The sequence below is a fragment of the Sporosarcina luteola genome, assembly GCF_007991495.1.
GTDB lineage: Bacteria > Bacillota > Bacilli > Bacillales_A > Planococcaceae > Sporosarcina > Sporosarcina luteola.
Window position 1 is genome coordinate 155,062 of the sequence record NZ_BJYL01000004.1, and the last position, 18,894, is coordinate 173,955.

15 protein-coding genes are annotated in these 18,894 nt (G+C 44.1%); 1 reads left to right on the forward strand and 14 read right to left on the reverse strand.

What is annotated here, in order from left to right; translation table 11 throughout:
- Positions 1 to 14: 14 nt before the first annotated feature.
- The 4 genes from priA to gmk all read right to left on the reverse strand — a co-directional run bounded on the left by priA (position 15) and on the right by gmk (position 4,594).
- On the reverse strand, positions 15 to 2,426 hold the full coding sequence (priA, locus tag SLU01_RS01945) for a primosomal protein N' (RefSeq protein WP_147054763.1): 2,412 nt from the start codon (positions 2,424 to 2,426) through the stop codon (positions 15 to 17).
- Positions 2,416 to 3,636, reverse strand: coding sequence for a bifunctional phosphopantothenoylcysteine decarboxylase/phosphopantothenate--cysteine ligase CoaBC (gene coaBC, locus SLU01_RS01950; protein WP_147054765.1), 1,221 nt, complete (start codon positions 3,634 to 3,636; stop codon positions 2,416 to 2,418). The genes priA and coaBC overlap by 11 nt, the downstream gene beginning before the upstream one ends.
- 112 nt (positions 3,637 to 3,748) lie before the next feature.
- On the reverse strand, positions 3,749 to 3,973 hold the full coding sequence (gene rpoZ / locus SLU01_RS01955) for a DNA-directed RNA polymerase subunit omega (RefSeq protein WP_147054767.1): 225 nt from the start codon (positions 3,971 to 3,973) through the stop codon (positions 3,749 to 3,751).
- Positions 3,974 to 3,976: 3 nt separating this feature from the next.
- Positions 3,977 to 4,594: a guanylate kinase gene (gene gmk, locus SLU01_RS01960; RefSeq protein ID WP_147054769.1), complete on the reverse strand. Its 618-nt coding sequence runs from the start codon at positions 4,592 to 4,594 to the stop codon at positions 3,977 to 3,979.
- Positions 4,595 to 4,928: 334 nt separating this feature from the next.
- On the opposite strand from gmk, the gene SLU01_RS01965 reads away from it, so the two are divergent.
- Complete coding sequence (locus SLU01_RS01965; RefSeq protein ID WP_147054770.1) at positions 4,929 to 6,620, forward strand: Rqc2 family fibronectin-binding protein; 1,692 nt, start codon at positions 4,929 to 4,931, stop codon at positions 6,618 to 6,620.
- A gap of 147 nt (positions 6,621 to 6,767) precedes the next feature.
- Here the strand turns inward: SLU01_RS01965 and SLU01_RS01970 are convergent, their stop codons facing one another.
- The 10 genes from SLU01_RS01970 to SLU01_RS02015 all read right to left on the reverse strand — a co-directional run bounded on the left by SLU01_RS01970 (position 6,768) and on the right by SLU01_RS02015 (position 18,878).
- A complete protein-coding gene (locus tag SLU01_RS01970; protein ID WP_147054772.1) occupies positions 6,768 to 7,949 on the reverse strand; it encodes a hypothetical protein in 1,182 nt (393 codons plus the stop codon).
- Positions 7,946 to 8,890, reverse strand: a complete 945-nt coding sequence (locus tag SLU01_RS01975) for an S-layer homology domain-containing protein (protein ID WP_170232550.1) — start codon at positions 8,888 to 8,890, stop codon at positions 7,946 to 7,948. Before SLU01_RS01975 ends, SLU01_RS01970 begins: the two co-directional genes overlap by 4 nt.
- Positions 8,891 to 9,018: 128 nt before the next feature.
- On the reverse strand, positions 9,019 to 9,645 hold the full coding sequence (pyrE, locus tag SLU01_RS01980; protein ID WP_147054921.1) for an orotate phosphoribosyltransferase: 627 nt from the start codon (positions 9,643 to 9,645) through the stop codon (positions 9,019 to 9,021).
- Positions 9,638 to 10,357, reverse strand: a complete 720-nt coding sequence (gene pyrF / locus SLU01_RS01985) for an orotidine-5'-phosphate decarboxylase (protein ID WP_147054776.1) — start codon at positions 10,355 to 10,357, stop codon at positions 9,638 to 9,640. Before pyrF ends, pyrE begins: the two co-directional genes overlap by 8 nt.
- A complete protein-coding gene (locus tag SLU01_RS01990) occupies positions 10,357 to 11,268 on the reverse strand; it encodes a dihydroorotate dehydrogenase (RefSeq protein ID WP_147054778.1) in 912 nt (303 codons plus the stop codon). Before SLU01_RS01990 ends, pyrF begins: the two co-directional genes overlap by 1 nt.
- Complete coding sequence (locus SLU01_RS01995) at positions 11,265 to 12,041, reverse strand: dihydroorotate dehydrogenase electron transfer subunit (RefSeq protein WP_147054787.1); 777 nt, start codon at positions 12,039 to 12,041, stop codon at positions 11,265 to 11,267. The genes SLU01_RS01990 and SLU01_RS01995 overlap by 4 nt, the downstream gene beginning before the upstream one ends.
- Positions 12,038 to 15,232, reverse strand: coding sequence for a carbamoyl-phosphate synthase large subunit (gene carB, locus SLU01_RS02000; RefSeq protein ID WP_147054789.1), 3,195 nt, complete (start codon positions 15,230 to 15,232; stop codon positions 12,038 to 12,040). Before carB ends, SLU01_RS01995 begins: the two co-directional genes overlap by 4 nt.
- 45 nt (positions 15,233 to 15,277) lie before the next feature.
- A complete protein-coding gene (gene pyrC / locus SLU01_RS02005) occupies positions 15,278 to 16,552 on the reverse strand; it encodes a dihydroorotase (RefSeq protein WP_147054791.1) in 1,275 nt (424 codons plus the stop codon).
- Positions 16,519 to 17,433, reverse strand: coding sequence for an aspartate carbamoyltransferase catalytic subunit (locus tag SLU01_RS02010; protein ID WP_147054793.1), 915 nt, complete (start codon positions 17,431 to 17,433; stop codon positions 16,519 to 16,521). Before SLU01_RS02010 ends, pyrC begins: the two co-directional genes overlap by 34 nt.
- 149 nt (positions 17,434 to 17,582) lie before the next feature.
- Positions 17,583 to 18,878, reverse strand: a complete 1,296-nt coding sequence (locus SLU01_RS02015) for a solute carrier family 23 protein (RefSeq protein ID WP_373866382.1) — start codon at positions 18,876 to 18,878, stop codon at positions 17,583 to 17,585.
- Positions 18,879 to 18,894: the final 16 nt, after the last annotated feature.

Here is an 18,894-nt window from a genome sequence, read left to right on the forward strand (position 1 = left end):
TATGGTGTGTCCTGTTAAAAGATGGAGGCTGGCTCCATATCGACCGTCATAAGCAGGCCTTCCTTCAACCAGTTTGTCCGGTACATTTTTATCAACTGTTGAAGCGTTTCAATTAACTTCGGCTCTTTTTTGTATTTTATCAAACATTGGTATCTATATCTATTGTTTACACGACTGATGGCCGCTGCTGCGGGTCCGATGATGACTGTGTCTTGAGAAAGATTGCTCTTCATAAACCGAGTCGCTTTATCAGCAAAGTCCGCCACTTTCAATAAATCTTCATGTGAAAATTGGATCAGTGTTATATAAAAGAACGGAGGATAGCCGTATTGTTTACGTGCCAACATTTCCAAATTATAAAACGTTTCGTAATGCTGGGTTTTCGCTAACTCAATGGCGTAATGTTCAGGCGAGTATGTCTGGATGAATACTTCCCCCGCTAACTCATGTCGGCCAGCCCTTCCGCTCACTTGTGTCATTAACTGGAATGTTTTTTCAGCTGCGCGGAAGTCCGCTAAATGTAATGTCGTGTCTGCAGCAAGCACGCCAACCAATGTAATATTCGGGAAATCCAGCCCTTTCGCAATCATTTGCGTTCCAAGGAGAATATCCGCCTTCCCTTCACTGAATTGGCGAAGCAGACGTTCATGCGCTCCTTTTTGGCGGGTTGTATCCACATCCATCCGAATTACTCTTGCCTCCGGGAATAGCTTTGAGATCTCCTCTTCCGCTTTTTGCGTCCCTGTGCCGAAAAATCGGATATGCTCACTTTCACATTCCGGACAATCGAGCGGAACCGCCTCTTCATGGCCGCAATAATGGCATTTTAAACTTTCATTTGCTCGGTGGTATGTTAGGGAAATATCGCAATTTGGACACTCTACGACAGTGCCACAGTCTCTGCATAAAACGAATGACGAGAACCCCCTTTTATTTAGAAAAAGGACGATCTGCTCCTTTTTATCAAGCCGTTTTTGGACAGCGTCCGCCAACTGAACGGAGAACATCGAGCGGTTTCCTTCTTTTAATTCATCCCTCATATCGACTACCGTTACAGCAGGCAAAGACTGGTTTTTCGCTCGTCTTGATAGTTCGAGCAATGTATAAACCCCTTTCGTTGCTCGAGCATATGACTCAAGTGAGGGGGTTGCGCTCCCTAAAATGACAGGGCAACCGTAAAATTCAGAACGCCAAATCGCAACGTCCCTTGCATGATAGCGTGGCGTATCATCTTGTTTGTATGTCGACTCATGCTCTTCATCCAAAATGATGATCCCAACGTTTTCAAACGGAGCAAAGATGGCCGATCTGGCGCCGACGACGACTTTCACTTCCCGCCGGTGAATTTTCCGCCATTCATCATATTTCTCTCCTGCAGATAATCCGCTATGCATCACAGCAACTAAACTTCCAAATCGCTCTTGGAAACGGGATGTCATTTGTGGCGTCAACGAAATTTCCGGAACGAGGACAATTGCTTCTTTCCCCTTATCCAATACATGTTTGATCGCCCGCAGATAGATTTCTGTTTTTCCGCTACCAGTTACGCCGTGTAAGAGGAAAGTTTCCGCCTTATCTTTGTCGGAAGCTTCATTCACAGCTTTAAGAGCTTTTTGCTGCTCATCAGTGAGTTGCAACGGAATCGGTGTATCCAACAGACGTGGAGCATCAGGTTCTCGATAGATTTCTTCATGCCGTTCAGAGGCCGCTCCTTTTTCAATTAGAGCTTTCAAAACGGTATTCGTCAATCCAGTTTCGTTCAAAAGCTTAGCGGCTTCCATCGTCTTACCCGCGTGCCCGAGCATCCACTTAATCATTTCTGCCTGTTTTTTTGCATTTGGATGAATCGCCTTCTCCAGCTCTGTTAAAGTGGAGGCATCCATTATTCGGACGGTCCTCACTTTTTTCACTTTTGTTTGTTGGCTAATTGCGGTATCGACCGTTACAATGCCTTTATCAGCATAGATTTTAATCGCTTTCAACAGATTGGAATCGGTCACCTGTTTTAACGGGACTCTTGTCCGTCCATTGAAAAAAGCCATTAACCCGGCATCTTCGATTTTCTCGGGCTCCTTCACAATGATGAATTTTTCGTATTTTGCACGCATTGCTGCGGGCAGCATCACTTGTAAAGCATCAATTTCATAAGAAAGTGTTTCCCTAGCCAAGCGTTTTGAAAGTGTCAGAAGCTCGGAAGAGAATACAGGTTCCAGATCGATCAATTCATCAATTTGTTTTAACTTGCCTTCATCAACTTCACTTTCGTCTTTCAGTCCGGTAACGTAACCTATTATTTTCCGTGGGCCAAAAGGGACTTTTACTCGTGAACCACATTCGATGACAGCTTCAAGATGCTGCGGCACGCCGTAGTCAAAAGGTCGATCAATTGGATACGCAGATACATCAACGATGATTTCAGCGATCATTTGAATTTGGCCATTCCTCTGCAATGATCGTTTTAAGCAATACTTTTGCAAGCTCGTTCTTTTGCATCGATTCGAATGGATATTGGTTTCCTTTCCTCGTCAATAACGTAACGACATTCGTATCATTTCCGAATCCGCCGCCTGGATCTGTTACATCATTGACAATAATATAATCCAAGTTCTTATTGGTAAGTTTGGATTTCCCATAACCAATTGCATCATTCGTTTCCGCTGCAAACCCGACAAGGATTTGTTTTTCTTTCTTATCACCGAGCGTTTTGAGTATATCTGTTGTCCGTTCAAGTTCGATTGTTGAATCTCCGTCCTTCTTTTTCATCTTCTGCGCATGCTGCTCTTTCGGACGGTAATCCGCAACTGCCGCAGATTTTATGACCATCGACGCATCATCATAATAGGACAAAACAGATTCGAGCATTTCTGCAGCGCTTTCCACTTGTACAAGTTTAACTCCGGATGGCTTTGGCAAATCAACCGGTCCGGATATTAAGACTGTGTCGGCACCTAATTCGGCAGCCACTTCCGCCATGGCATAGCCCATCTTTCCACTTGAAAAGTTGGATATGTACCGGACCGGGTCAATCCGCTCCCTCGTTGGACCTGCTGTCACAACAATCTTTTTCCCTAACAGCGGCAAGTCTGCCGTTGAACCTAAAAACCTTTGTTTCACCAGTTCAACTATTTTTTCAGGTTCTTCAAGTCTTCCTTTTCCTACATAGCCACAAGCCAAAAAACCTTCAGATGGTTCAATGAAACTGAAGCCATCATCATGCAATTGTTGAATATTGCGGACGACTGATCTATTTTCATACATATGAACATTCATCGCAGGAGCAATCCAAACGTCAGACGTTGTAGCAAGTAATGTGGAAGTGACCATATCATCCGCAATTCCATTCGCAATTTTCCCGATGATGTTGGCCGTCGCCGGTGCAACAATGACGAGATCTGCCCAATCTGCAAGATCTATATGTGCGATGACTCGAGAATCCTTTTCATCAAACGTATCGAAATAAACATCGTTTCTTGACATGACTTGGAATGCAAGAGGTTGTACAAATTCCATCGCCGAGGCTGTCATAATTACTTTCACTTCTGCTCCTGCTTGTGATAATTTACTAACAAGCGCAACAGATTTATAGACGGCGATTCCGCCAGTGACACAGACTAGAATTTTTTTATTCAACAACAACAATCCCACCCTTTACCGTTATATCAGTTAAAATGACAAACTCCCTAAGAAAGTTTGTTTCTAAGGGAGTCATGCACGAACCTATTTAAATGCATCCAACAAAAGTGGATGATCAGATTTCGTCTTCGTAGACGATGGAAGCATCTTGCACCTGTTTCGATAAAGCGCCTGCAGCCACTTCTTCCAAAGCTTTCCCTACATTTTTATAAGATGTATAGGATGAAAGTAATTCGTTTTTACTTTCCTGCATTTCACGTGCGCGTTTAGCAGCAAGAGTGACTAATGTGTATTTCGAATCGATCTTGCCTTTTAAAGAATCAACTGATGGATATAACATAAATTATTCCCCTTCCAACATAAGTAAGTAACGTTTTTCGACACGTTCACGACGACAATGTTCAGCTGTGACGATGGCGTTGATTCGATCGCAAGCTTTCGAGACTTCGTCGTTTTCCACTACATAATCGTATAAATTCATCATTTCCAGTTCATCACGTGCTTTTAACACTCGGCTCGCAATGACATCTGCTTTTTCCGTTCCTCTTCCGACCAAGCGATCCTCGAGTTCAGACAGACTCGGTGGTGCAAGGAAGATGAAAAGTCCATCGGGAACCTTTTCACGGACTTGCGCAGCACCGACAACTTCTATTTCAAGAAATACATCTCTGCCGGCATCAAGTGTTTCATTGACATAATCAAGAGGAGTACCGTAGTAGTTGCCGACGTACTCGGCATACTCCAATAATTTTCCTTCGCTGATCAGTCTTTCAAAATCACTGCGGGATTTAAAAAAATAGTCGACACCGTCCTGCTCGCCTTCCCGCGGACTTCTTGTCGTCATCGATATCGAATATTCATAGTTCGTATCAGGTTGTTGAAACAGTTCTTTTCTGACAGTCCCTTTCCCTACGCCGGATGGGCCGGAAAGGACGATCAGAAGTCCACGTTGTTTGTACATGCAATAATCCCTCTTCTTATGTAATCTAAAGTTTCTATATAAAACAAACTAAAGAGATCAACTTAAACAGTTGTTTTCCGTTCCAGGCGGACGCTTTCCGCGGGCATGGCTTCAGCCTCCTCACTTCGCTTCGCTTCGTTGCGGGGTCTTCAGCTCATGCTATTCCCGCTGGAGTCGCCGCCTTCCACTCCAAACAACGGAAATCTCAATGTATATTTAATTTGTTCGTTCTATATATTGTTTAATTCATCATAGCAAACAATCTTCTCATATTATAACATATCACACCGTGAGAGTGCTAAAATGGAACAAAACGTTTGAAAGAGGAATTATCATGGCATTTGACGGTTTATTCACAGCAGCGATTACACAAGAGCTGCAGCAAATTAAAGACGGACGGATTTCAAAGATCCATCAGCCGAATGCACAGGAAGTTGTTCTATTAGTGCGGGCGGGAAGAAGCAATTATAAACTTCTCATTTCCACTCATCCATCGTATTCCCGTGTGCAGCTGACAGATGAAACAATTGCAAACCCAGCGGAACCACCGATGTTTTGTATGGTGTTAAGAAAGCATCTTGAAGGCGGAATGATCGAGTCGATTCGTCAATCGGGTAATGACAGAATTATCGAGTTCGATATTCGGGCTAAAAATGAAATCGGGGATAATATTCACCGACGACTGATTGTTGAAATCATGGGTCGGCATAGTAATTTACTTATGATCGACCCGGAACGGAATATAATTATCGACAGCATGAAGCATTTGCCTCCTTCCGTAAACAGTTATCGCACGGTTTTGCCGGGACAGCCGTATGTCCCTGCCCCTCCGCAAGAGAAATTGGATCCTTTCGAGTTGGATGAGCATAAGTTTCTAGCATTATTGCCAGAATGGGAGAATGCCAAAAAAGTTGTCGGCAAACTTTCTGGTTTCTCGCCGATCCACGGAGAAGAGCTTCTGCATCGGTTGAAAGGAATCTCGGAAGAAGACGCATATGATGTCTATAAAAACTTCCTTTCTTCATTTAAAGGTGGAACTCAAACACCGACGATAGCTGAAGTCGGAAATAAAACCATCTTTTCAGCAGCAAAATTGACATATGCCGATAAAACGGTCGCAACGTTCGATTCACTCGGTGAATTGCTTGATAAAGTCTATTTCGCACGGGCAGAACGTGAACGTGTGAAATCACAAGCGGCGGATTTGGAACGTTGGCTTGATAATGAAATCGCGAAGTTGAAATTGAAGATGGAAAAACTGGGCAAAGAGCAAAAATCGGCAAAGAAACTCGATACGTTCCAGTTATATGGTGAGCTGCTGACAGCAAACAGCTATGCCATCCAGAAAGGCGATTCGGAAGCGGTAGTTGACAACTATTATGAGGAAAACACGACTGTCACCATTCCGCTCGATCCGAGAAAAACCCCGATTGAAAATGCCCAGCGCTATTACTCCCGCTATACGAAGGCTAAAAATGCATTGATTATGATTGCAGAGCAGTTGGAGAAAGCGAAAGAAGACATCGATTATTTTGAGATGATCAAACAGCAGGTCATGCAAGCTTCCCCTGAAGATATCGAAGAAATTCGCGAGGAATTGGCAGAGTTAGGTTTGATGCGGGCAAGAAAAGGCAAGAAGAAGCAGAAGCCGAAAAAGCCTTCTCCGGAAGTCTATGTTTCATCATCAGGGATTCCGATTTCGGTAGGGAAAAATAATAAACAGAATGATTACTTGACATTTAAGATTGCGGCACGGGATCATGTTTGGTTGCATACGAAGGATATTCCGGGATCGCATGTTGTCATTCATGATACGAATCCTGATGAGCAGACGATTGAAGAGGCAGCGGTCCTTTCGGCTTATTTCAGTAAGGCGAGGGGTTCGTCGTCTGTTCCGGTCGACTTTACGGAAATTCGACATGTGAAGAAGCCGAATGGTGCTAAACCTGGTTTTGTTATTTATTTTGAGCAGAAGACGTTGTTTGTTACACCTGATGAGGATGTAGTAAGGAAATTGAGGAAGTGAAAAAGGATTGCCATCGCAAATCAAGATGGCAATCCTTTTTTATAATGCATCTGTCCGCTCTTCTCCGACGGGTAAGTAGTGTAGAAGGCCGATCTCTTCGAGGCCTTTTTTAATTTTTGTCGTATACCCTAGGTGCTCATCGGATAATTAAGCCGCTTTTGACTCAATCATTTCCTCAAGGACAGGCAAGTATGTGGGATCGATTGCCGACCATAATTGGTAGGAGTTGATCAAATCCTCTAAAGTGAGATGCTTATAGTCGTCACCTTTAAAGCCTAAATCAGGGGCTATCCGATACCAAATGTCTTTATTATCACGAATCCATTCATCTTTTTGAATGGTGATTGCTTTTTGGATGGACTTCGCTGTCTCCAAATACTTCTCATCGCCAAATTCATTGTAAGCCATGAGTAAAATGTTCATCCCACCTAAAACGTGATTCATGGATGAGTGGGTTTGTACGTCCTGGATGAGCGGGAAGTAATCCGAAATATAAAATGCATCTTTTGCGATTGGAATTATATGCCCTTCGTCTTTACGTGACACCAATAGATCTGCATAACTCCGCAACGGTTCTTTCGAGTCCTTTATCCCGAATTCGTCACCACTGCGGTAATAGAATAAGGCGATTTGTTCATTGAAGCGCGTATCGATGAATGGTGCAGTAATTCCGTATAAGTCCTTCAAATACGTGCTCGTCACTTCGGTTTCCCAATAAGGCTTTTCGCCACGGAAATTTTTCAAATTCACGAATGAGTTGAATATCAAGTTTTCAAAGTAACGGTCTTGCTGTTGATGATACAACGTCAATGCCCGGTCTTCTTTCAACAATAAAAGACTACGGCCATAGCCTTGTCCATTTTCAGGCAATGGCTCCGTCGTTGTCACCATTTTATTGAACGGACCAATTGCAGTGTACCAGCTGTTCCGCTTCTTATAATACTTGGCGCTTTCCAGCATCCAATCTTCACGATGCTCGTCATTTTCAAAAAGTAGATTTTCCGAATTTAAATACCATTGGTCTACAATGTCTTGTCCATCGGATTGTAGTGTATGCACGGATAAAAATGTCGAATCGACCTGTGCGAATGAAAGAGCTTCATCTTCTTTTAGCAACTCCCGCATTTGGCTATGGCCTCCATGCGCATAATCCATCGACAACTGTTGGGAGCGGTATGATTGTCCGACCATTCTTTCTTGTATAGTTCCGTCTTCGTTGATGAATCGAAGGACGCCTGTCGGATAGGACGTCATGTCGGTGTTGAATAAATCTTCGGTGTTTCTTTTGATTTCATTTTCATCAAAACGATATAGCTCATATGATTTCACGAGATTTTCCTTTTGCAAGACATCCCCGATGGATTGTCGAGTTTAGAGAACAAAAAATAATCACCATTATCAAAAGAGCGTACCGTCAACTCAATGAGTGCCCCTTGTTCACCTACCGAATACGTATAAATATTGTCTCGCGAAAATCCATTATCAATTCGTTGATGGTAGTCAAAACGAATTTCCTCAGTCGATCTAAGATAAATTGGATGTTCATCAAAAGAAACTTTCATTAAATCAACTGATGACTGGACAGGTTTGTAAGTATCTGAAATAATCTGTTCTGATAAAACATAGTCTTTTTGGTTGGTGAGAACACCTTTCTCTGCTAGCGACCGGTACAAAGCAACAGCAAATGTCGCACGATCTACAGGTAATTTCTCTTGAACGAATCCTTGTACAATAGGTGGCACCTTATTCATTTTTACTGGATTCATGAAATCCAAATACCGAGGGCTTAATTTTGTAAGTTCATCTTTAGTCATGTTAACACCGAATGCTTTATTAAGCGCTGATACCATCTGTTCAACAGTCAATGGATCGTCTACACCGAAAGAACGGGTCGAACGAGCGCTAAGAATCCCCGTTGCGATTGTTGCATTTACCGCTTCTAACAATTGTGCTTCTTGAATATCATCATAAGATAATATAGATTCCGGTTTTGGCAATTTTAACGCCTTATAAAAGGCTAATGAAGCTTCTCCTGTAGTAATCGGCACCGCAGGCCTAAATTGCAAATCGCGATATCTTTCCATCAAGCCATTCTCAACGAGCGACATGATTTCATTTTTCGCCCAGTAATCAGGAGCAATATCTGTAAATTTTGTTTCTATCTTCTTTTCTATCGTTTGACTATTGTCGTTTACAGCATAAGCGGTTGGAGACAGTGCAATGGCGATTGCTATCACGATCGGAGCAGCATATGCAAATGTCTTATTCATATCGTTTGCTTCCTCCATTATAAATATGATTCATAACAGTTTAACATATATAATAGACGTCCGTTAAAAAAGAAAAACGTTATGCGCTGTTTACTTGAACGCATAACGTTTTGTCGTTTCCTTTTTATTTATAATAAACCGGCCTTCAGTTTTGTATGCCATTCCGATAAACCGACCATTGACTCCTTTGTGATCGCACCACTTTCAACTGCCGTCTCTGTAAGGGTGCCGAAATCAGTCAAGCTTTTATAAGACAGATTTGCTTCGTCAAATGCTTTAGCCGCACTTTCAAGCTCGTATGTAAATATGGATACGACACCCAAAGCGTTTATCCCCTCCGAACGAAGTGCTTCAACGGCATTCAAGCTGCTGCCCCCTGTGGAAATCAGATCTTCTATAATGACTGCTTTGTCCGAAGGAGACACTTTCCCTTCAATCTGTTTACTGCGTCCATGCCCTTTTGCCTTTGAACGGATATAGACCATCGGCAAGCCCAATATATCCGCGACCCATGCAGCATGCGGAATACCGGCTGTTGCTGTTCCTGCGATGAGTGTAGCTTCAGGGTAATGTTCTTTAATCAATCCTGCAAGACCTTCAGCGATCAGCTTGCGCCCTACAGGATCAGACATCGTCAATCGATTATCACAATAAATTGGGGACTGGATGCCTGATGCCCAAGTGAAACGATCTTCTGGACTCAACTCAACTGCCCCAACATTCAATAAAACTTCTGCGATTTCCTTTTTACCCATTTCTGTCAGTTCCTTTCCATAGCGCGTTAATTTGTTCATATGCAGCACGGGGATTTGAAGCGCCAGTAATCGCTCTTCCGACTACGATATGCGTTGATCCCTCTTTTCTAGCTTCTTCGGGAGTTGCAATTCTTTTTTGATCTTGCACATCATTCTCCGGCAGACGAATCCCGGGAGTGACCTTCAGAAATTCAGGCCCGCAAACTTCCGATATGATTGCCGCCTCTTGCACTGAGCAAACAACGCCATCTAATCCCGCATCTTTCGTAAGTTTTGCGTAATGAAGGACAGATTGTTGAAGTGAAGCTTGGATGAGCTGTTCTTCTTTCACTTGCCGCTCATCTGTCGAAGTAAGCTGAGTCACTCCAATAATTGAAGGACGTTTTATACCTGTTGGTGTCCCTTTATCAAGCCCTTCTAGTGCAGCTTCCATCATCGTTTTCCCGCCAGCGGCATGAACATTGACCAAATTTACACCTAAACTTGCCAGTACTTCCATCGCCGATTTTACCGTATTCGGGATGTCATGAAGCTTTAAGTCCAAGAAAATATCAAACCCGCGTTCTTTTAATCTCGCAATAATTGCAGGGCCTTCTTTATAATAAAGCTGCATTCCTACTTTGACATTCACGTCACCTTCGAAAACAGTAAGAAATTCGAAAGTTTTTTCTGCGGATTCAAAATCCAATGCAATGATAGGGGATTTCTTCATTAACGATGGCTCCTTCCAATTAACTCTGAAATATGTTCTACACCAAGCTCGTCCAATTTTGCAGGCAATTCATTGATGATAGTCGGACAAATGAACGGATCAACAAAATTCGCTGTTCCGACTGCGACGGCACTTGCTCCCGCCGAAAGAAAATCAATGACATCGGCTGTTTCAGCAACGCCTCCCATCCCGATGATTGGGATGCTAACAACCTGACTCACTTCGTAGACCATTCGGATAGCGACTGGTTTGACAGCTGGTCCAGACAAGCCACCTGTCACATTTGCGATAATAGGCCGTCCCGTTTTTTGGTCAAGTCGCATGCCGACTAATGTATTAATCATCGTGATACCATCAGCACCGCCTGCCTCTACCGCTTTTGCAATTTCTTTAATATCCGTTACATTAGGGGATAATTTCACGTACACCGGCACTTCAGATACCTCTTTCACTGCTGCCGTTAAATCTTGCGCCTGCTGAGGGTCTGTCCCGAATGTAATTCCGCCGCATTTCACGTTTGGGCATGAAATATTCAATTCCAGTGCTTTCACATTCGGTGCGGTTGAAATGGTTTTCGCCACTTCTATATAATCCGCAGTTTCTGTCCCAGCAACATTCGCGATGATCGGCACATCGAACTGCTCAAGCCAAGGCAATTCATTTTCCATGACGCCTTGCAAACCTGGATTTTGCAACCCAATTGCATTCAGCATGCCTGACGCCGTTTCTGCCACTCGGGGCGTCGGATTGCCGAAACGCGTCTCGAAAGTCGTCGCTTTGATCATAATAGCACCCAACTGCGATAAATCGTACAAGTTCCCATATTCCTTGCCGAATCCGAAACAGCCTGAGGCCGGCATGATCGGGTTTTTCAATCGCAATCCAGGCAATTCCACTGCCAATCTATTCATATCGACACCACCCCCGCAGGAAATACTGGACCATCCGAGCATACTTTGACGTATTTTTCATCCGATTTATCAGTCGTCTCACATACACAAGCGAAGCAGGCACCGATGCCGCAACCCATCCGTTGTTCGAATGAAAGGAAGCCCTTCTTTTCGGCGTAAACCGTTTGCACGGCGTTAAGCATGGGCATCGGACCGCAGCTATAGTAAGTTGCAAAGTCGTCGTTAATTGTTTCCATCACATTCGTGACGAATCCCGCAACACCTTTAGTACCGTCTACTGTAGCGATATATGTATCGCCTAATTGATTAAATTCTTCCTCATAAAAGGACACATCCGCTGTCTGGAAGCCTAAAATATGAATGCATTTAACACCTTTAGCAGTCAATTGCTTTGATAGTTCATATAATGGCGGAACTCCAATTCCTCCGCCAATTAATACCGCTGTTTCGCCTTCAGCTGTTTCAGCAACCGGGAACCCGTTGCCCAATGGACCAAGAACATCGACTTCTTCCCCTTCGACTTTCTTGGAAAGCAACGTAGTCCCACGACCTTCAGCACGGTAAATAATTGTCATTTCGCTTTTTTCATCGTTTATCGACGCGATTGAAATCGGGCGTCTGAGCATCGGTTCAAATGAATCTGACACGCGTATATGGACAAACTGGCCAGGGGAGTTAATTTCCCCTACCAGCTTGCCAGATAGCTTCAATTCGAAAATATTCTTTGCAATCTTCCGTTGCCCGGTCACTTTCATCCGATCTTGGATTATCATACGATCACCTGCTGTTTTTGCATATTTTCCGTTTGGAAGGACATGGACTCGATAACGCGGAGCATCGCTTCAGCTGTATCGATCGATGTAAAACACGGAATACCATTTTCAACTGATTCGCGTCGGATACGGAAACCGTCACGTTCAGGCATTTTTCCTTTCGTCAATGTGTTTATGACGAGCTGCGCTTCTCCATTTTGAATGATATCTATCAATGTCGTACCATCTGAGCCGATTTTGCTGACTGTCTTTACTTTTATACCGGCTTTCTCCAATGTTTTCGCAGTTCCGTTTGTTGCAAGGATGCGATAGCCGTTATTCGCAAATCGCCTTGCAAGTTCGACGACCTCTAGTTTATCTTTATCAGCTATGGTCATAAGAACCGACCCATATTCTTTTATTTCCATTCCAGCAGCAACAAGCCCTTTATATAATGCTTTTTCTAAGGTCTTATCTTTTCCCATTACCTCGCCGGTCGATTTCATTTCTGGCCCAAGCGTAGTATCGACGCGTCGCAGTTTCGCGAATGAAAACACCGGAACTTTCACATAGACACCTGTTGGCACTGTTGCAAGGCCGCTACCATATCCTTGCTTCGAAATGGACTGCCCTAAAATCGCTTTTGTCGCCACATTTGCCATAGGTATGCTTGTAATCTTGCTTAAGAATGGGACTGTCCGGCTCGATCGGGGATTCACTTCAATGACATACACTTGGTCATCGGAAATGACGAATTGGATGTTGAGCAGTCCGTTGATCTTCAAACCGATTGCCAAGCGTTCCGTATAATCCACAATTGTCTCGACCATTGCGGCCGAAAGGTTTTGCGGAGGGAAAACCGCAATCGAATCACCAGAGTGGACGCCCGCCCTTTCGATATGCTCCATGATTCCCGGGATGAGCACGCTATTACCATCACAGATCGCGTCAACTTCGATTTCCGTCCCCGTCAGGTAGCGATCAATCAATACCGGATGTTCTGGACTCGCTTCTACTGCATGTTCCATATAATAAAGAAGTTCAATTTCCTCATAGACGATTTCCATTGCGCGCCCTCCCAAAACATATGAGGGTCTAACAAGAACTGGATAGCCTATCTCTTTTGCAATTGTCACAGCTTCTGTTATGGACATCGCAGTTTTCCCAAGCGGCTGTGGAATCCCGATTTCATGTAATGCACGTTCGAATTTATCTCTGTTTTCAGCTCGATCGATATCTTCAAGGGCAGTCCCTAAAATTTTCACTCCACGCTCTTCCAAGCCGGCTGCCAAATTGATAGCCGTCTGACCACCGAATTGAACAATAACTCCTTCAGGCTGCTCCAAATCGATGATGTGCATGACGTCTTCGATTGTAAGCGGCTCGAAATACAATTTATCCGAAATCGAGAAATCTGTTGACACCGTCTCCGGGTTATTATTTATGACGATTGCTTCGTAACCCGCTTGCTGTATCGCCCATATTGAGTGAACCGTCGCATAGTCAAATTCAACTCCTTGACCGATCCGGATCGGTCCTGAACCGAGCACGATGACACTTTTCTTTTCGGACTTGATGGATTCATTCGCTTCTTCGTATGTCCCGTAAAAGTAAGGAGCGTCAGATTCATAGTTTCCAGCGCATGTATCTACTTTTTTAAAGACGGGAATGATTCTATGTTCTTTCCTGAATTTGTAGATGGATAGTTCATCTACATTCCAAAGGTGGGCGATGGTCACATCCGAAAAGCCCATTCGTTTTGCTTCACGGAGTGCTTTTGCATCAAACGGGTGCAATGCCAACTCCTTCTCGAATTGGACGATCTTTTCAAATTTGCCTAGGAAGAATAGATCGATTTGGCTCCATTCCTTCAATGTATCAATTGAAACACCTCTGCGCAACGCTTCCCCGATGAAGAACAGTCTCTCGTCGCCCGCGTCGCGAATCCGTTTTTCAATCCATTCACCGGACAAATCGGCTGTACCTTTTAAAGCCAATCCGAATTGGCCAGTTTCCAAGGAACGGACCGCTTTCAGTATTGATTCCTCGAACGACCTGCCGATCGCCATCACTTCCCCTGTTGCTTTCATTTGCGTCCCTAAATTACGTTTTGCTGACTGGAACTTGTCGAAAGGCCATCGTGGAATTTTCGTGACGACATAATCGATAGTCGGCTCAAAAGATGCATTGGTTACTCCAGTCACATTCTTCATTTCATCAAGAGTGAGGCCAATCGCAATTTTAGCGGCTACTTTAGCGATCGGATATCCAGTCGCTTTTGAAGCTAATGCCGATGATCGGCTTACGCGTGGATTCACTTCGATAATATAGTAGTCAAGATTTTGCGGATCTAGTGCAAGCTGTACATTGCAGCCCCCCTCGATTTCTAAAGCTCGGACAATCTTCAATGAAACATTCCGGAGCATTTGCTCTTCTTGATCTGTCAATGTCTGGCAAGGCGCGGTAACAATTGAGTCTCCCGTATGGATGCCAACCGCATCAACATTTTCCATATTACATACGATAATGGCATTATCTGCTGAATCCCGTATCACTTCGTACTCGATTTCCTTCAAGCCGGCAATCGATTTTTCGAGCAGGCATTGTGTGACCGGACTATATTTCAAACCGCTCGTTACAATTTCCTCGAGCTCTTTGTCATTTTTGCAAATTCCCCCTCCTGTGCCGCCAAGTGTGAAGGCGGGGCGAACAATGACTGGGTAGCCGATTTGTTGAACAAATTTGTAGGCTTCCTCTAAGTTGTGAATGATTTCACTTTCTGGGACTGGCTCACCCAATTCATTCATTAAGGAACGGAACAAATCTCGGTCTTCTCCTTTATGTATTGCTTCGAGCTTTGTTCCTAGTATTTCGATTTCCATTTCTTCTAAAATACCGGATTGTTGAAGTTCAATCGCCATATTCAATCCCGTTTGACCGCCCAATGTCGGCAGGAGAGCATCTGGTCGTTCCTTGCGGATGATGCGACTGACGAAATCGAGTGTTAACGGTTCGATATATACTTTGTCGGCAATTTCCGTATCGGTCATGATTGTTGCGGGATTCGAGTTGATGAGGATCACTCGATACCCCTCTTCTTTCAATGAAAGGCACGCTTGTGTTCCTGCGTAGTCGAACTCGGCAGCCTGACCGATGATGATCGGACCGGATCCGATTACTAGAATCGTTTCTATATCTTGACGTTTTGGCATTTTACTTCCCCTCTCCGTTGTTTACATTGAACCTATCCGAAAATTTTACTTAGCTTGCCAAACGATGTTCCCGCTGTAAATTGTTGTTACCGGCCATCCGACACAATTCCAGCCGTCAAAAGGGGTATTTTTACCTTTAGATTCAAACGTTTCACGATCAATCTTTTGTTCTTTATTCAAATCCAAGAGAACAAGATCGGCTCGTGCTCCGACTTCGATCTTCCCGTACGGCAAACCGAAGACGTCAGCTGGCTTTTCAGTCATCCAATCAATCAATTGTTTCAACGTCCATTTTCCTTCTTTCACAAAATGCGTATAGAGAAGTGGAAAAGCAGTTTCAAATCCTGTTATGCCGAAAGGAGCTTTTGCAAAACCTGCACTTTTCTCATCCGCCGTATGTGGGGCGTGATCGGTTGCAATAAAATCGAGCGTGCCGTCCATCAGACCTTCCTGCAACGCCAGCAAGTCATCTATTCCCCGAAGTGGAGGATTCATCTTCCAATCAGCATCGTCTCCAGGGATGTCTTCTTCAGACAAAATCAGATGATGGGGACTCACTTCTGCCGTTACATGAATCCCTGCTTTCTTTGCATCACGAATAACTCTTACAGATTCTTTTGTACTGACGTGGCATACATGGTAATGAGCACCTGCCGCTTCAGCTAGAAGAATATCGCGCGCGATATGAACCGACTCAGCGATAGAAGGGATACCCGGAAGGCCAAGCTCCTTGTTCCTCTTCCCTTCATGCATCGCTCCTCCATAGATCAACGTATTATCTTCACAGTGGGCGACAATCGGCATCCCAAGCTCTGCCGCATCCTGCATCGCCTCATACATCATTCCTGCCTGTTGAATACCAACTCCGTCATCAGTAAATGCGAAAGCTCCGTTCTCCTTCAGTTCTTTCAAATCCGTCCGTTCTTTTCCCGCTTCTCTAATTGTGATGGAGGCGTACGGAAGAACGCGTATATGAGCTTTTTCTTCAATCAGTTGATTGACGAGCGACAAGTTTTCTTTCGTGTCGGGTACCGGTCTCGTATTCGGCATCGCGCAAATCGTCGTGTATCCTCCTTTAGCAGCAGCAAGTGTCCCTGATTCAATCGTCTCTTTATGCTCGCCGCCAGGCTCCCGTAAATGGACGTGGACATCGATGAATCCAGGAGCTACTAACAGGCCATCGCCCTCTATGACTTCTGCAGTTCCGGCATTTAAGTCGTCGCCAATTTCTGTTATTAGCTCCCCTTTGATTCGCACATCTGTTAAGACCATTTCACCTTCGTCATTCAATACATAGGCATTTTTAATGATTTTCTCCATGTCAATTCCCGTCCTTTCAGTATCGTTTCTAAAATCGCAGAGCGGATATACACTCCATTTTCTACTTGTTTAAAAATTCTGGACCTTCGTCCCTCCACAAGACTTCCCGCTATTTCCACATCCCGGTTGAATGGAGCAGGATGCATGATGATCGAACCAGGCTTCATACTTGCCTCTCTTTCAACTGTCAAACCGTATTTCCGATGGTATTCTTCTTTTGTAAATCCGGTTTCACCATCATGTCTTTCATGTTGGACTCTTAGAAGCATCACTACATCGCTTGTTTCGATTGTCCCTTCCCACTCGCTTACGCTATCAAATTCTCCAGCCCACTGAGGAGGGCATAAGAAAGTGACATTGGCGCCAAGTTTTTTTAATGCGTCCGCGTTCGATTTAGCAACTCTGCTATGAACGATGTCGCCTGCGATTAGCACATTAAGTCCTTTAAAACCTCCAAAGGCTTCTTTGATTGTGAACAGATCCAATAATGACTGTGTTGGATGCTGACCTGAACCATCTCCACCGTTGATAATCGCTAAATTCAAATTTCCGACCAGCTCTTCATAGTAGCGTTCTTCCGGATGTCTGATCACGACAGCATCCATTCCAATTTCTTCTAACGTCCGAAGAGTATCGTATAATGACTCACCTTTTAAGACACTTGAGAAACCCGATTCAAAAGGAATGACTTCAAGTCCCAATTTTCGCTCTGCCACTTCAAAGCTCATCTTTGTACGTGTGCTAGGTTCGAAAAACAAATTACTGATCATATATTTCTCAGACATTTCACGGATACCGTAATGTTTAAGTATTTCGGCGCGGTCTAAAATTGCAGTAATGTCCTCGATTGTCAGATCCTTCATTGATAATAGGTTTTGCATGTTAAAATCTCCTCTCATTTAGGTGAAAAAAGACCTTTCCAGTGTTCGGAAAGGTCTTTTGCGCGTGACTGAACAGCCGTCATTCAATCGAATGACTGTTCGTCAATAGAACCCTTCCTTGTCTCTCTGTACAATTTTAAAAGGTCTTCCTATTCTATTGGATCATCTGCCAAGCTCTCATTTGTTCTTCCTGGCAAAATCAAGTTAAGAAATACGCCGACGATTGCAGCAAGCGCCATTCCTCCCACTTGGAATGTTTCACTAATATTGATGGAGGCCCCTCCGATTCCGATAACGAGTATGACCGAAGCGATAACAAGATTCCGTTGTTGGCCAAAATCCACTTTATGATCGACCAGCATCCTCAGCCCTGAGGATGCGATGATGCCGAATAGCAGAATTGAAATTCCGCCAAGTACAGCTTGTGGAATCGTTTCGATGATTGCCATTAGTTTCCCGATAAAGGAGAAGAGAATCGCGAACACCGCAGCTCCAATAATGACATAGACGCTATAGACACGTGTGATAGCCATAACTCCGATGTTTTCACCGTAGGTCGTTTTTGGCGGGCCACCGAGGAAACCACTGATGAGTGTTCCAAGACCATCTCCGAGCAGCGACCGGTTCAACCCGGGATCTTTGATGAAATCTCTTTCGACAACACGTCCAAGCACAAGTTGGTGACCGATATGTTCCGAAATCGTTACGATGGATATCGGAACCATGATCAACAGAAGTTCCGGTGTAATGACAAACTCATAGTCTATTCCCGGAAGCAAGAATTTCGGCATTGCAAACCAATCCGCTTCCTGCACTTTCGAAAAATCCAATATCCCAATAGCCGCAGAATATATGTAACCAACTACTATCCCAATTAGTACAGGCATGAGACTGACTACCCCACGGAAGAACATAAGGCAGATGATTGCCGCTGCCAGTGTGACTAACGCAGCTGAGAAATGTAGAAGATTATATTCCGCTACGCCGTTCACTTTGATAGTGCTTGCCATACTCACTGCTGTCGGTGCTACTGCTAATCCGATAACCATGATCACGGGTCCGACCACAACAGGTGGAAGGATTTTCATGATCCAACCCGATCCCGTTCTCCAGATAACCAATGATATAATCCCGTATACAAGTGCGACAAACATACTGCCAATCATCGCACTTCCAATGCCGCCAGACTCTGTAGCTGCCAGAATCGGTGCAATGAAGGCGAATGATGAACCCAAATAAGCGGGCACTTTGAATCGAGTGACAAGTATAAAGACAAGTGTTGCTAGTCCACTTGTCAATAAAGCGATCGCAGGACTTAAGCCAACTAATTGTGGCACGAGAATCGTTGCGCCGAACATTGCAAACATATGTTGTAAACTGAGGGCGAGCCATCTCCCTGGAGCCGGTTTATCATGTACGTCTAATACTTTGTTGTCATTCATCATTTAGCTCTCCCAGTTT

Excerpts from the sequence above, each read along its gene's own strand:
- priA (WP_147054763.1), bottom strand. The coding sequence starts at position 2,426 with ATGATCGCTGAAATCATCGTTGATGTATCTGCGTATCCAATTGATCGA.
- rpoZ (WP_147054767.1), bottom strand. The coding sequence starts at position 3,973 with ATGTTATATCCATCAGTTGATTCTTTAAAAGGCAAGATCGATTCGAAA.
- gmk (WP_147054769.1), bottom strand. The coding sequence starts at position 4,594 with ATGTACAAACAACGTGGACTTCTGATCGTCCTTTCCGGCCCATCCGGC.
- SLU01_RS01965 (WP_147054770.1), top strand. The coding sequence starts at position 4,929 with ATGGCATTTGACGGTTTATTCACAGCAGCGATTACACAAGAGCTGCAG.
- SLU01_RS01975 (WP_170232550.1), bottom strand. The coding sequence starts at position 8,890 with ATGAATAAGACATTTGCATATGCTGCTCCGATCGTGATAGCAATCGCC.
- pyrE (WP_147054921.1), bottom strand. The coding sequence starts at position 9,645 with ATGGGTAAAAAGGAAATCGCAGAAGTTTTATTGAATGTTGGGGCAGTT.
- pyrF (WP_147054776.1), bottom strand. The coding sequence starts at position 10,357 with ATGAAGAAATCCCCTATCATTGCATTGGATTTTGAATCCGCAGAAAAA.
- SLU01_RS01990 (WP_147054778.1), bottom strand. The coding sequence starts at position 11,268 with ATGAATAGATTGGCAGTGGAATTGCCTGGATTGCGATTGAAAAACCCG.
- SLU01_RS01995 (WP_147054787.1), bottom strand. The coding sequence starts at position 12,041 with ATGATAATCCAAGATCGGATGAAAGTGACCGGGCAACGGAAGATTGCA.
- carB (WP_147054789.1), bottom strand. The coding sequence starts at position 15,232 with ATGCCAAAACGTCAAGATATAGAAACGATTCTAGTAATCGGATCCGGT.
- pyrC (WP_147054791.1), bottom strand. The coding sequence starts at position 16,552 with ATGGAGAAAATCATTAAAAATGCCTATGTATTGAATGACGAAGGTGAA.
- SLU01_RS02010 (WP_147054793.1), bottom strand. The coding sequence starts at position 17,433 with ATGCAAAACCTATTATCAATGAAGGATCTGACAATCGAGGACATTACT.
- SLU01_RS02015 (WP_373866382.1), bottom strand. The coding sequence starts at position 18,878 with ATGATGAATGACAACAAAGTATTAGACGTACATGATAAACCGGCTCCA.